This window comes from Anaeromassilibacillus sp. D41t1_190614_C2, assembly GCF_015558525.1.
GTDB classification, from domain to species: Bacteria; Bacillota; Clostridia; order Oscillospirales; family Acutalibacteraceae; genus Anaeromassilibacillus; species Anaeromassilibacillus stercoravium.
Genome location: NZ_JADMOD010000004.1, coordinates 107,599 through 120,439, shown reverse-complemented (window position 1 = coordinate 120,439; position 12,841 = coordinate 107,599). Strand labels below are relative to the sequence as shown.

9 protein-coding genes are annotated in these 12,841 nt (G+C 57.5%); all 9 read left to right on the top strand.

Annotation, left to right across the window (positions count from 1 at the left end):
- Positions 1-190: 190 nt before the first annotated feature.
- The 9 genes from I2G69_RS05605 to I2G69_RS05565 all read left to right on the top strand — a co-directional run bounded on the left by I2G69_RS05605 (position 191) and on the right by I2G69_RS05565 (position 12,822).
- Complete coding sequence (locus I2G69_RS05605) at positions 191-883, top strand: iron-sulfur cluster assembly scaffold protein (RefSeq protein WP_087233987.1); 693 nt, start codon at positions 191-193, stop codon at positions 881-883.
- 89 nt (positions 884-972) lie between these two features.
- The gene (locus I2G69_RS05600; protein WP_087233989.1) at positions 973-1,980 is read left to right on the top strand and encodes a GGGtGRT protein; all 1,008 of its coding nucleotides are present in this window, start codon (positions 973-975) and stop codon (positions 1,978-1,980) included.
- Positions 1,981-2,236: 256 nt separating this feature from the next.
- Positions 2,237-2,728 carry a sigma-70 family RNA polymerase sigma factor gene (locus I2G69_RS05595; RefSeq protein ID WP_087233991.1) on the top strand — a complete coding sequence of 164 codons (492 nt, stop codon included), beginning with the start codon at positions 2,237-2,239 and terminating at the stop codon, positions 2,726-2,728.
- Between the two features lie 98 nt (positions 2,729-2,826).
- On the top strand, positions 2,827-3,699 hold the full coding sequence (locus tag I2G69_RS05590; protein WP_195560387.1) for an anti-sigma-V factor rsiV: 873 nt from the start codon (positions 2,827-2,829) through the stop codon (positions 3,697-3,699).
- An 84-nt stretch (positions 3,700-3,783) separates the two neighbouring features.
- The gene (locus I2G69_RS05585) at positions 3,784-4,014 is read left to right on the top strand and encodes a hypothetical protein (RefSeq protein ID WP_140400360.1); all 231 of its coding nucleotides are present in this window, start codon (positions 3,784-3,786) and stop codon (positions 4,012-4,014) included.
- Between the two features lie 1,036 nt (positions 4,015-5,050).
- Positions 5,051-5,821 (top strand): 23S rRNA (guanosine(2251)-2'-O)-methyltransferase RlmB, encoded by a 771-nt coding sequence (gene rlmB / locus I2G69_RS05580; RefSeq protein WP_191405847.1) that lies wholly within the window; start codon positions 5,051-5,053, stop codon positions 5,819-5,821.
- A 16-nt stretch (positions 5,822-5,837) separates the two neighbouring features.
- A complete protein-coding gene (locus I2G69_RS05575) occupies positions 5,838-9,446 on the top strand; it encodes a hypothetical protein (protein ID WP_195560386.1) in 3,609 nt (1,202 codons plus the stop codon).
- A gap of 14 nt (positions 9,447-9,460) precedes the next feature.
- Positions 9,461-10,072, top strand: a complete 612-nt coding sequence (locus I2G69_RS05570; protein WP_195560385.1) for a pentapeptide repeat-containing protein — start codon at positions 9,461-9,463, stop codon at positions 10,070-10,072.
- A 449-nt stretch (positions 10,073-10,521) separates the two neighbouring features.
- Positions 10,522-12,822 carry an anaerobic ribonucleoside triphosphate reductase gene (locus I2G69_RS05565; protein WP_442858884.1) on the top strand — a complete coding sequence of 767 codons (2,301 nt, stop codon included), beginning with the start codon at positions 10,522-10,524 and terminating at the stop codon, positions 12,820-12,822.
- Positions 12,823-12,841: the final 19 nt, after the last annotated feature.

Sequence of the window (12,841 nt, the reverse complement as noted above, 5' to 3'; positions counted from 1 at the left end):
GCCTTTCTCCAAAGGCTCCGCAAGGGTGGAACCCTACCGCCCCGCGCGCATCCTGGGGAACCAAGGGAATTCCGCTGGGATTTCCTGCAATTTTGCCCGGACAAACCCTTGCGAAAATTCGGAAAATAGCCTATAATCATCATGTATGGTGGTTAAACCAAGGAAACTTGAAACCGAAAGGAGTACCGATATGAATTATTCCCATGAAGTGGAAAACATGTGTCCTGTAACCAAAGGTCCCCATCACGGTCCCGCGCCCATCCCGGAGGAGGGCAAGTGGGTAAAAGCCTATGAGATCAAAGACATCTCCGGCCTGTCCCATGGTGTGGGCTGGTGCGCACCGCAGCAGGGCGCTTGCAAGCTGACCCTGAACGTGAAGGACGGCATTGTGCAGGAGGCTCTGGTGGAGACCCTGGGCTGCTCCGGCATGACGCATTCCGCTGCTATGGCCGCAGAAATCCTCCCGGGCAAGACCCTTCTGGAGTGCTTGAACACCGACCTCGTTTGCGACGCAATCAACGTTGCAATGCGCGAAATCTTTAAGCAGCTGGCCTATGGCCGCAGCCAGACCGCGTTCTCCGAGGGTGGCCTGCCGATCGGCGCAAGCCTGGAAGACTTGGGCAAGGGCCTGCGTTCCCAGGTTGGCACCATGTTCAGCACCGGTGCAAAGGGCGTCCGCTACATGGAGATGGCCGAGGGCTACGTCCTCAAGACCGCTCTGGATGAAAACAACGAAGTCATCGGCTATCAGTTTGTCAAACTTGGCAAGATGATGGAAGATATCCGCCACGGTGTGGACCCGAAGACTGCTTACGAGCAGAACATCGGCCAGTATGGCCGCTTCGACGGCGCGGCAAAGTACATCGACCCGCGTGAAGAATAATTCGGCAGGGATCATACCGAACATTCCAAGTCAGGCGTCTCCCAATCGGGGAGGCAGCCGAGAAAGCAGAATAAAGGAGGACAACTTACATGGCTAACGATGTCAAGTTTGAAGGTAAAGAAAGAAGAATGCCCAAAATCGAAAAGTGCCTTGCCGAGTATGGCCTTGCCAGCCTCGAGGAAGCGCGCGACCTTTGCCTGAGCAAGGGAATCGATGTAGATAAAATTGTCAAGGGTGTACAGCCCATCGCGTTCGAGAACGCCAGCTGGGCATATACCCTGGGCTGCGCAGTCGCTCTGAAGAAGGGCTGCAATTCCGCTGCGGACGCTGCCGAGTCCATCGGCATTGGCCTGCAGGCGTTCTGTGTTCCGGGTTCCGTTGCGGAGAACCGCAAGGTCGGCCTGGGCCACGGCAACCTGGGCGCCCGTCTGCTCCGCGACGAGACCAAGTGCTTTGCGTTCCTCGCAGGCCACGAGTCCTTCGCTGCCGCAGAAGGCGCAATCGGCATTGCCAAGACAGCGAACCGCGCCCGCAAAGAGCCGCTCCGCATCATCCTGAACGGCCTGGGCAAGGACGCTGCCTACATCATCTCCAGAATCAACGGCTTCACCTATGTGAAGACCGATTACGACTTCTTCAACGACGAGCTGAAGATTGTCGAAGAGAAGGCGTTCTCCGACGGCGAGCGCGCAGCGGTTAAGTGCTACGGCGCAAACGACGTCCTCGAGGGCGTTGCGATCATGAAGCACGAGGGCGTGGACGTCTCCATCACTGGTAACTCCACCAACCCGACCCGCTTCCAGCATCTGGTTGCCGGCACGTATAAGAAGTGGGCCATCGAGAACAACCGCCCGTACTTCTCCGTTGCTTCCGGCGGCGGCACGGGCCGTACCCTGCACCCGGACAACATGGCGGCTGGCCCGGCTTCCTATGGCCTGACCGACTCCATGGGCCGTATGCACGGCGACGCACAGTTCGCAGGCTCTTCCTCCGTCCCGGCGCACGTCGAGATGATGGGCTTGATCGGCATGGGCAACAATCCGATGGTCGGCGCGACCGTCGCATGCGCTGTTGCTGTGTACGAGGCTTGCAAATAATCGAAACAGGACATCGCCGGTTCCGGCAGTCTGATTCGAGCCAATAAGAACCTTACAGCTCCCGTGGATCGCGGGACGCTGACCGGCGCGCGATGCCGCGCCGGTTCCGGGCGCAAAAGCGCCCAGGAAGGCGGCTTTGCCGCCTTCTAGCGTCCCGCCTTCTCGGGGGCTTTTTCGTTTTCCCGCAAACTTTTTGAAACGCGAGGCCGTCTAATAGACAGAAAACGAAATACAGAACAGATTGGTGGGATGAACTGTGGCAACCACACAGGCTTTTCGGGAATATATCACCCAAAACCAACAGGCCTTTTACCGGTTGGCCTATAGCTATACAAAGAACAGCGACGCCGCACTCGACGTGGTGCAGGACGCCATTGTCAAAGGGATTGAAAAGCTGCATACGCTCCGCAATCCCGCATATATGAAAACGTGGTTCTATCGGATTTTGGTCAATGAGGGCCTCAACTACCTGCGCGGGAAAAAGGTGGTTTCGCTCGACGAATATGCGGAATCCCCCCTCTCCGCTGCGGAGGACCGGGACGTCGCGCAGGATGTGGACCTTTACAATGCCGTCCAGAGGTTGGAACCCAAATTACGCACCGTGGTCATCCTGCGCTTTTTTGAAGACATGAAGCTGGAAGACATCGCGTCCATCACCGGCGATCCGCTCAGCACGGTGAAGTCGCGTTTATATAAAGCCCTCAAGCTCTTGAAGGTAGATTTGCAGGAGGGGGTGATGGCGACGTAACGATACTTTAGCCAATCCAACAGCTCTGAGCTTGCCCGCGGCAACCCGGGAACGCCGCGGAAACAAACTTTTGATATATATTTTTAGGGAGGACATCCATGATGAGAAATTTTGAAGAGGCAAAAAGGACTTATGAGTCCATGGACATTCCGGAGAAGCTTCCGAATGTCGTGGATCAGGCTTTTACAAGGGCTACGGCCCGCCGGAGACTGGCCTGGTATAAACCGGCGCTGTCGGCGGCAGCGGCTGTATGCATCCTGTTTGTTGCGCTTTTGAACATCAGCCCCACCTTTGCCAATGCGATGGCGGAGGTTCCGGTGCTGGGCAATGTGGCGAAGGTGTTGACGTTTCGCCAATATGCCATTGAGACGGACTCCGAGTGGATCACCGTGAACCAGCCCTCCATTGCTGAGACAGGGAACACGGAGTTGGAAAAGCGCGTCAACAATGAGATTCAGGAAAAAATCGATGCGATTGTTGCCGAAGCCCGCCAGGAGGCCAAGCAAAACCGCGAGGACGCCATTGCGCGGGGACAGGACCCGGCCCAATTGATGCCGGTGATTTTGGACATCCGCTATGAGATCAAGAGTTCCAGTGAAAAGGCGCTGTCCTTTGTGATTTACAAGACCGAAACAGCGGCAAGCGCCTATACGCAGCAAATTTTCTACAATTTGGACCTGGCTTCCGGCAAGGACCTCACGCTGTCCGACGTCCTCGGGTCGGACTATAAGCAGATCGCTGACAAGGCCGTCAAAGATACGATCGACCAGCGTATGGCGGAAGATCCGGAGAAGTGGCCGTACTTTGTGCCGACGCCGGAAATGCCGGACGAAGGCTTCCAGGGGATTTCCGACGACCAGAAGTTCTACATCGATAAGGACGGCAATGTAGTCGTGAGCTTCGATGAATACGAAATCGGCCCGGGGTCCATGGGCATTCAGGATTTCGTAGTCGGGAAATCGTTGGTGTAACATTTCACAAGGAAAGGAGTAAAAGACAATCGAGGGCCCTGCCCTGCGGATGTGTAGCGCATCCGCGGGGCAGGGCCTTTTTGCTTGGATTTGAGGGGGTTAACGGAACTAGAAATTTTTGGAAATATTTCTGATGGATGCGATAAAAAAGATGCGGCCGGGGCATTTTTGCTGGGGCCAAAGTGCATTGAATCAAGAAGGAAATTCCCAAAAACTTTGGGAACGCTGGGATTCTTTGGGGGAGATATTGCACAACTTTCACCAATTTCCACAGAGTTTTCCACCGCCCTTTCTATGGGGATTTTGTCATTATAATTCTTTTTGAAAAACTATTTGCGAGAATAGCGCGTGAAACGGGGGTTTTATACGGCTTGTAATTCCACAGGTTTACATAAACCATGTGGAAAACGATGTGGAGAATGTTGAAAACTCGGTGGAAACAGTGGAGAAATGCCGGGTACAGGCTGTTTAAAGTTTTGGAAAGGTGCAAAAAGAAAAAGTTATGTAAACGGATAAAGGGAACGGTAAAAACTTTGCGTAAAGTTTTTGCCATCGAAAAAGGAAAAAAGCGCAAGCTTTCCACATTTCCGCAATCGGGATGCAAAACTTTTCCACAGAGTTTTTGTTAGAAAAGATTGCGGTTGTTTTTAGCTTGCCAATCCGCTATAATATTATATTTAGCTGCTGCTCTGTTTGCGTGTTGTTTTGCAGGCAAAGCAGCCGAAAAGGATACGGAAAGCAACTTTATCGGAACTGCATTTTCCTATCCTCACATGGGAAATTTTATGTTATAATAACCTCACGGCGTAAGCGGAAGCCAGCTTCGCAAAAGCTCGCTGCCTTCCGACGCCTGAGAGAACATTGAAACATCGGCCAGAAGGTTTCGGTAACTTTCAGAAAGAGGCCTAAGGCTTTCGACGGACTGGATGTTTTAGATAACCTCACGGCGTAAGCGGAAGCCAGCTTCGCAAAAGCTCGCTGCCTTCCGACGCCTGAGAGAACATTGAAACATCGGCCAGAAGGTTTCGGTAACTTTCAGAAAGAGGCCTAAGGCTTTCGACGGACTGGATGTTTTAGATAACCTCACGGCGTAAGCGGAAGCCAGCTTCGCAAAGGCTTGCTGCCTTCCGACGCCTGAGAGAGCATTGAACCATATACAGAAATCGCAAGGCGTTTTCTGTTCAAGGGAGAGGCCGTCCGGCCTTTTTATATGGTATAATAAAATCCATATGACATTGCGCGAGAAACAGAGGGAAAATAGGCGTCAAACCTCAAGGATTGTCCGATTGGGGAAGGCGAGGCGCCGCACTTTATCATTTGATTACGATACAGGAAGCAGGGAAATGTGTTTATGAATAAAGAAGAGCAGAGCCGCCGCGGGGAAGACGTGATCGCCGGCAGGAACGCCGTCACAGAAGCGCTGCGCAGCGGCCGGCCGATCGACAGCCTGTATGTAGCACGAGGCGCGCATACGGGAAGCATCGGCGCATTGATTGCCAAAGCAAAGAAGCAGGGCATTCCCGTCAAGGAGGCGGATGCCAAAAAGCTGGATTATTTGTGCGGGAACGCCGTACATCAGGGCGTGGTGGCGTTGGCCGCCGCGCATACGTATGCCTCTTTGGACGATCTCTTCGCCCTGGCCCAGGAGCGCGGCGAGCCGCCGTTTTTTATCGTGGCGGATGAACTGGAGGACCCGCACAACCTCGGGGCCATCCTCCGGACCGCGGAGTGCGCGGGCGCCCATGGGGTGATTATCCCCAAGCGCCGTTCCGTTGGGCTGACCTATGCCGTGGGTAAGGCCTCGGCAGGGGCGGTCGAATATGTGCCTGTGGTCCGCGTGACCAATATCGCCTCCACTTTGGAGGAACTCAAGCAGCGCGGGGTTTGGACCTACGCCGCGGATATGGACGGGCAGGACTGGTGCTCGGTGGATTACAAAGGGCCGACCGCTTTGGTGATCGGTTCGGAGGGATTCGGCGTCAGCCGCTTGGTCAAAGAAAGTTGTGATTTTGTCATATCCCTGCCCATGAAGGGAAAAATAAACTCGCTGAACGCCTCGGTTGCGTGCGGTGTGATCTGTTATGAGGTGGCGCGCCAGCGCAGTGGAATTGTGACCAAGTGAGACAGGGGGAAGAGGAATGGATAAAAGGACCAATACGCCCCACGACGACTTTTCCGTGGAAGAAATTTTGCAGGAAGCCCGCCTGTTGCGCGAGCAGCAGGGGGAGGAGATCACCTTTTCTGTTGCAACTACCGATCAGAAGCCAGCTTCGGAGCGCGCCCAGGCCACGCCTGTGGAACAGGCGGGCAAACCCGTTGCGCAGCAGCCGGTAAAAGAGCCGGTGCGCCGTCCAGTGGAGCGCAAGGAGCCCGAGCCGGGAAAAAAGGTGGAGGAACCGGCTGTGGCCGCGCCCAAAACGGAGCGCATGGCAAAGGAAGCGCCCAAGGCGGACCCCATCCAGTGGACAGAATCGGAACAGCCGGAGGAAGAAGAGCCCCGGAAATTGAGCTGGGCCGAGCGGCGCGCGGAGAAGAAGCGCATCAAAGAGGAGCGCCGCAGGCTGAAGAAGCAGTCCGGTGTGTTTCCGTCCGAGGAAGAAGATATTTACTATGGGCTGCAATTGAAGCCCTTGGAGGAATATAAACAACAGTACGAAAAAACGCTGCAATCGGGTAGCGCAAAGGCGGACGAACCAAAGGAGCGGACGTCCGCACAGGCCAGGCCGGTAGCGAAGCCCGTGGGGGATAAAACGGGATCAATTTTCTCCTACTTGTTCGATTCGACCGATGAGGAGATGGACGAGGAGATCGCCGCCCGGTTTGAGACGCTGCACCAGGAGCGCAAGCAGCGTATGGAGGAAGCCGCCCGGCAGACGGGCGCATTCAAGGTGCATGAAAACACCATTGAGATTCAATTCCCCAAGCGCGCTCCGGAGGCGGCCCAAAAGCCTGCGCAAGCCGAGAAGCCCGCAGAGAAGGCGGCGGGTTCTAAACAGCCCGCGGCGAAAAAAGCGGCGGAGCCGGAAAAAAAGGTGGAACCGGCGCCAAAAGAAACCGCGAAGGCAGAGCCGGTAAAACCGGCTTCGGAGCCAAAGACGCAGACGCCGCCCATCTTGGATGGCTTCCCGGTGGGGGACGAGACGTTTGAATTCCCGGCGATGGGAAGCTTTGCCCGGCCCGTGCAGCGCAAGAGTGCTGAAAAAGCGGGAACTTCCCCGGATCTGCCGGTGGAAGGGGAGACCTTTGAATTCCCGGCAGTGGGAGGGTACGCCGTACCTCCGCAGATCGAGGACACCAACCCGATCGAGCCGGTGCAGCCCATGGAGCCCAAAGAGCCGGTACAACCTGCGGAGCCAAAGACACCGGCGAAACCGAAGAAAGCGCCGAAGCAGGAGCCAAAGCAGCCGGTGGAGATGCCCTCCGCGCCGGTTTCGACGCCGGAAACGCCGGTGCATACCGAACCCGCCGCGCCTGCGGCGCCGCCGGAAATCCCCACCCAGCCGGAGGTGCAGCCCTCTGTGACGCCGATGCGCGCAGAGGAATCCGCTCCGGCGGATACATATCCGCAGGAGAAGCCGCTCCGTCCAAAGACGGGGGAGAAGGTGCGCCGCGCCGATTACCGTCCGGCGGGTGTAACGCCCGTCCACGTGGTGGAATTGCACGACTATGCGGAAGTGATCTTAAAAGAGGCGAAAACATATCCCAAGGCATCGGCAAAGCTGCACACCGCGCCGCTCCCAAAGGTGGAGGAAGCCGCAGCGGAGCTGGCGAAAGAGGAGGAAATCTCGAAAGCGGAGTCCCCTGCCGTGGAGGAACCCACCTTGCCGGTTTGGGAGCCGCTGGCAACGGATCAGGAGGGGCAACCGGCCGATACGTTCCTCCATGCGGATGGGCCGGAGGCGGAGGAAGAAGAGACGCCGCCCCCGCCCAAGAAAAAGAAGAAATTCTCGATCATGGGCGAGGAAGAGCCGGACAACGACCCGGAGGACAACCTGCCGGAGGAGCCGGACGAGCTGGACGATTACCAAAAGCCCTCGGACGCGCCCTCCGTTGCGCACGAGCTGGGTTCCAGCCTCCGGGAGCTGACGCTGCGCCTGGCGGTCACGGGGATTATCACCGTGTTGCTGCTGGTGCTCGGCGTTTTGGGAGAGATGACCAGCCTGCTGCCGGGGGCGATCCGCGGCGCCCTGCCGACGCAGACGTATTTGATTTTAAATCTGATCTTTTTGGGGATTGCCTCGGTATTTTGCTGGGTGACCATCTTCAACGGGATCAAATCCATGGTCCGTTTGCAAGCCAATTCCGACAGCGGGGTCGCGGTTGCGGCGGTTGCGGCGCTGATCCAGAGCGTGGCGCTGCTCTTCTCGCCGGAGAGCGTGGCTTCGTCCAGCGTCCACGCATATGCGGTCTTGGCGTCCGCCGCCCTGTTTTTGAACACAGCGGGCAAGTTCTCGCTCATCAAGCGCATCCGGCACAACTTCCGCTTTGTCGCGTCGCCGGATCCGAAATATGCGGTGCAGTATTTCGACGATCACAACACCGCGCTTCAAATGGCCAAGGGCTGTGTGGCGGACACGCCCGCCATCGCCTATCAGAACAAGACGGATTTCCTCAAGCATTTCCTGAGCTTGAGCTATGAGAACGATCCCAGCGACCAGAGCTCGCACATCATCGCCCCGCTTGGAGCGATCCTTTCGCTGGTGCTGTGCATCGTGTACTATGTGTTAAACCAGGATGTGATCGGCGCAATCACCGTATTCGCGGCCGCCACCTGCATCAGCGTGCCGATGATGAATATGTTGAGCGTCAATTTCCCCCTCGCCCGCCTGAGCAAGCTGGCGACGCGCGTCGGGGCCATGGTGGTCGGCTATCCCGCGGTCGAGCACTTTTCCACGGCGAATGCGGTGATCCTCGATGCAAAGGACCTGTTCCCGAAGGGGACAGTGATCCTCAATGGGATTAAGACGTTTGGGGGCCAGCGCATCGACGACGCGATTGTCGATGCCACCGCGCTGATGTGCGCCACAGGGGGGCCCCTGAGCGACCTATTTGACCAGATTATCAAGAGCCACCACGACATCCTGCCGAAGATCGAGAACCTCAGCTATGAGGACGACAAGGGCGTTGTGGGCTGGGTCTCGGGCCGGAGAATTTTGGTCGGCAACCGCGACCTGATGAAGGGGTACGGCATCGAGCCGCCTTCGAGGGACTACGAAGAAAAATATCTGCTGGGGGGCAAGCAGGTGGTATACCTGGCTTCCGGCGGGGATCTCGTGGCTATGTTCGTCCTCTCTTACAATTCGGACCGCCGCCGTGCGGCGGAGCTGCGCCGGATGGAGGACAACGGGATCAGCCTGATCGTGCGCACCTGCGACCCGAATATTACGCCGCGCCTGCTGGCGCAGGTATTCGACCTGGACGAGCATGGGATCCGCGTGTTGCCGGAGCGCCTGGGACAGGAATATTTGAAGCTGGTTGAAGCGCCGGACGAGCGCACCGACGCCCTGCTTGCGACAAAGGGCCGCCCCACCGCGATGATGCGTATGCTGACCGCCTGCGTGCGGCAGCGCAGCAACATCTCTGTTGCGGTTGCGTTGCAGACCGTTGCGGTGATCTTGGGGTTCCTTCTGGTGGCGTTCCTGGCATGCTATTCCGGGTTGAAACAGCTCAGCACCGCCGCGCTGCTGTTGTTTGAACTGTTCTGGCTGGTGGCGGTGTTGATCGTACCGCGCCTGCGGAAGCCTTGATGGAGGGGCCTGGGATGGAATTCGACGCTGCCTGTAAACAGTATGAAGGGCAGGATCTGGGGGATGCAACGTTCACCGATTTGGAACTGCGCGGCATCCGCTTTGTCAATTGCCGCTTCCACGGCGCTTCGATGGGCGGCCTGATTACCCGCGATTGCGCCTTTTTGAACTGCAATTTTTCCTTTGCCTCGCTACACGGCAGCATGCATTACGCCACGCTGTTTCAGAACTGTACCTTCCATGGGGCCAGCCTGTTCAGCGCGGAGATGGAGGGCTGCAATTGCAGCGGCAGCAGTTTTGCCGGGGCCAATCTGACGGGCTTTGCGATCCGCGGCGGGAATTTTTCGGATACGGTGTTTGACGGCTGCGACCTGCGGCGCATGGATTTGCAGGGGGTCTGCCTGGCGCATGCGTTCTTCCGGGGGGCTAACCTGGAAAAGGCGGACCTGCGCGGCTGCGACTGTTCCCACGCGGTGTTTGCGGACGCCGCCCTGAAGGGGGCGGATCTGCGCGGCGCCAGGTTCAACGGCGTGGACGTCCGGCAGATGCGGTTCCAAGAGACCAAAATCGACCTGGAGCAAGCGGTCCGCTTCGCGGAGAGCTTGGGATGCATCGTATCCGGTTGATAGAGACGATGCAAGAGCCGTACGGTTTCTTCGCAGGATGCCGTGTAACTGGGCGAAGGGGTACCGGTGCCCAAGGATAAAAAATTTTTTTGTTGCGTTTGGCGAACAAATTATACAGAATGGAATCGACGCGCGGGGAGCAAGAACGGCTTCTTCCGCGCGTTTCCGGCGATTTGGGCCTTTTTTGGATAGGAAATTTGGGAAAATACGACATCTAGTATTTGTCAGACTATATATTGACACTGACCCCAATATGTAGTAAAATGCAATCCTGGTAAGAGGAGCTTGTAGAAGCAAGCAAAGCCGCGTAGAGCTGGCGGGAGCCGGTTCGGGAGGGCCTTTTCTAGGAGTTTTGCCCGGAAAGGGGCTTTTGCCGGGGCAGCCGCCGGTTGGGGCCGGCGTTTTGGAGCGCTGCCCGGGAGGGCTTTCCCTGGGATGCAAAAGAGAGGATGGAGACTTTGGCAATTCAAATCAAAAAACGGAACGGCGTTGTGGTGGAATTCGACGCCCAAAAGATCCGCAACGCGATTTTTAAGGCAAACGTGGCCGTCGCCGAGGAGGAGATGACGGGCACGGCGCTCGACGAGCTGACCAAGCGGGTGGCCAGCGCTTTTGCAGACGACGTGATCCCCACGGTAGAAGATGTACAGGACAAGGTGGAGGAAATGCTGATCGCGGAGGACTACGCGAAGACCGCGAAGGCGTACATCCTGTACCGCGCGGAGCACGCAAAGATCCGCCAGGCCGAGGGCGACCTGATGGACATCTACAAGGAGCTGACGTTCCGGGATGCGCGCGACGTGGACATCAAGCGCGAGAATGCAAACATCGATACGGACACCGCGATGGGGACCATGCTCAAATATGGTTCCGAGGGATCGAAATACTTTATCAACAACTATGTGCTGCCAAAGGATATTGCAGCGGCGCACATCAACGGCGACATCCACATCCACGACGAAGACTTCTATATGCTGACGGAAACCTGCTGCCAGATCGACCTGCTCAAGCTGTTTAAGGGCGGCTTTTGCACGGGCCACGGCTTCCTCCGTGAGCCGAACGACATCCGCAGCTATGCGGCGCTGGCCTGCATCGCGATCCAGGCCAATCAGAATGAGATGCACGGCGGCCAGAGCGTCCCGAATTTTGATTATTCCATGGCGCCGGGCGTGGCGAAGACCTTCCGCAAGGCGTATTACCGCGAGCTGGCCAAATACCTGCACATCACAAAGGCGATGTCCATGGACGACGCGAAAGCGTTGGCGGCCACAGTTCAAAAGGAGCTGCCCGGCCCGGTGACGCTCGGCAATGCCGGCGAGTACGGCGAGGCGGTTGCGGCGTATCTGCCGCGCCACCAGCGGGAGAACGGCTTTGAAGAGATCATCGAGGAGGAAGCCCGCGACGCCCACCGGTATGCGGTGGAGGCGGCGACCACCAGCACAAACGACGCCACCTATCAGGCGATGGAAGCCCTGGTGCACAATCTGAACACCATGCATTCCCGCGCAGGCGCGCAGGTGCCGTTTTCTTCGTTGAACTACGGGACCGATACATCCCCCGAGGCGCGCATGGTCATCCGGAACCTGCTGCTCGCCACGGACCGCGGCCTGGGCGACGGCGAAACCCCGATTTTCCCGGTGCAGATCTTCAAGGTGAAAGAGGGCGTCAATTACAACGAAGGAGACCCGAATTACGACCTGTTTCAACTGGCGTGCAAGGTCAGTGCCAAGCGCCTGTTCCCGAATTTCAGCTTCCTCGACGCGCCGTTCAACCTCCAGTACTACAAGGAGGGCGACTACGACACCGAGATCTCGTACATGGGCTGCCGGACCCGCGTGATGGGCAATGTGCACGACCGCACGCATGAGACCACCTGCGGACGCGGCAACCTGAGCTTTACCTCCATCAACCTGCCGCGCATCGGGATCGAGGCGAAGGGGGACATCAAGCGCTTCTACGAACTGCTGGATAAGCGCATCGACTTGGTGATCCGCCAGCTGCTGCACCGCTTCCAGATCCAGTGCGGCAAAAAGGTCTATAACTATCCCTTCCTGATGGGCCAGGGGGTCTGGCTCGATTCCGACAAGCTGGGCCCGGAGGACAACATCGCCGAGGTGCTCAAGCACGGGACCCTCAGCATCGGCTTTATCGGCCTGGCAGAGACGCTCAAGGCGCTCACCGGAAAGCACCACGGGGAGAGCGAAGAAAGCCAGAAGCTCGGCCTGGAGATCATCGGCTATATGCGCAAGCGCATGGACGACGAAAGCGAGAAGCGCGGGCTCAACTTTACGCTTTTGGCGACGCCAGCAGAGGGGCTGTCCGGCCGCTTTGTCCGCATCGACAAGAAGAAGTACGGTGTAATCCCCGGGATCACGGACCGCGAGTATTACACCAACAGTTTCCACATCCCGGTCTATTATCCGATCAACGCCTACCGCAAGATCCAGCTGGAGGCGCCCTATCATGCATTGACCAACGCGGGGCACATCAGCTATGTGGAGCTGGACGGCGACACCGCCAAGAATGTGGACGCATTCGAATCGATTATCCGCTGCATGAAGGAAGCCGGCATCGGCTATGGCTCGGTCAACCATCCGGTGGACCGCGACCCGGTCTGCGGCTATACCGGCGTGATCGACGACGTATGCCCGCGCTGCGGCCGGCATGAGGGCGAGGGCGTCCCGGTGGAAAAGCTCGACGAGCTGCGCAAGCGCTACCCCGGCGTGCCGCACTTTGCGGGAAAAACCTGAATAGAACCATGATCCATAC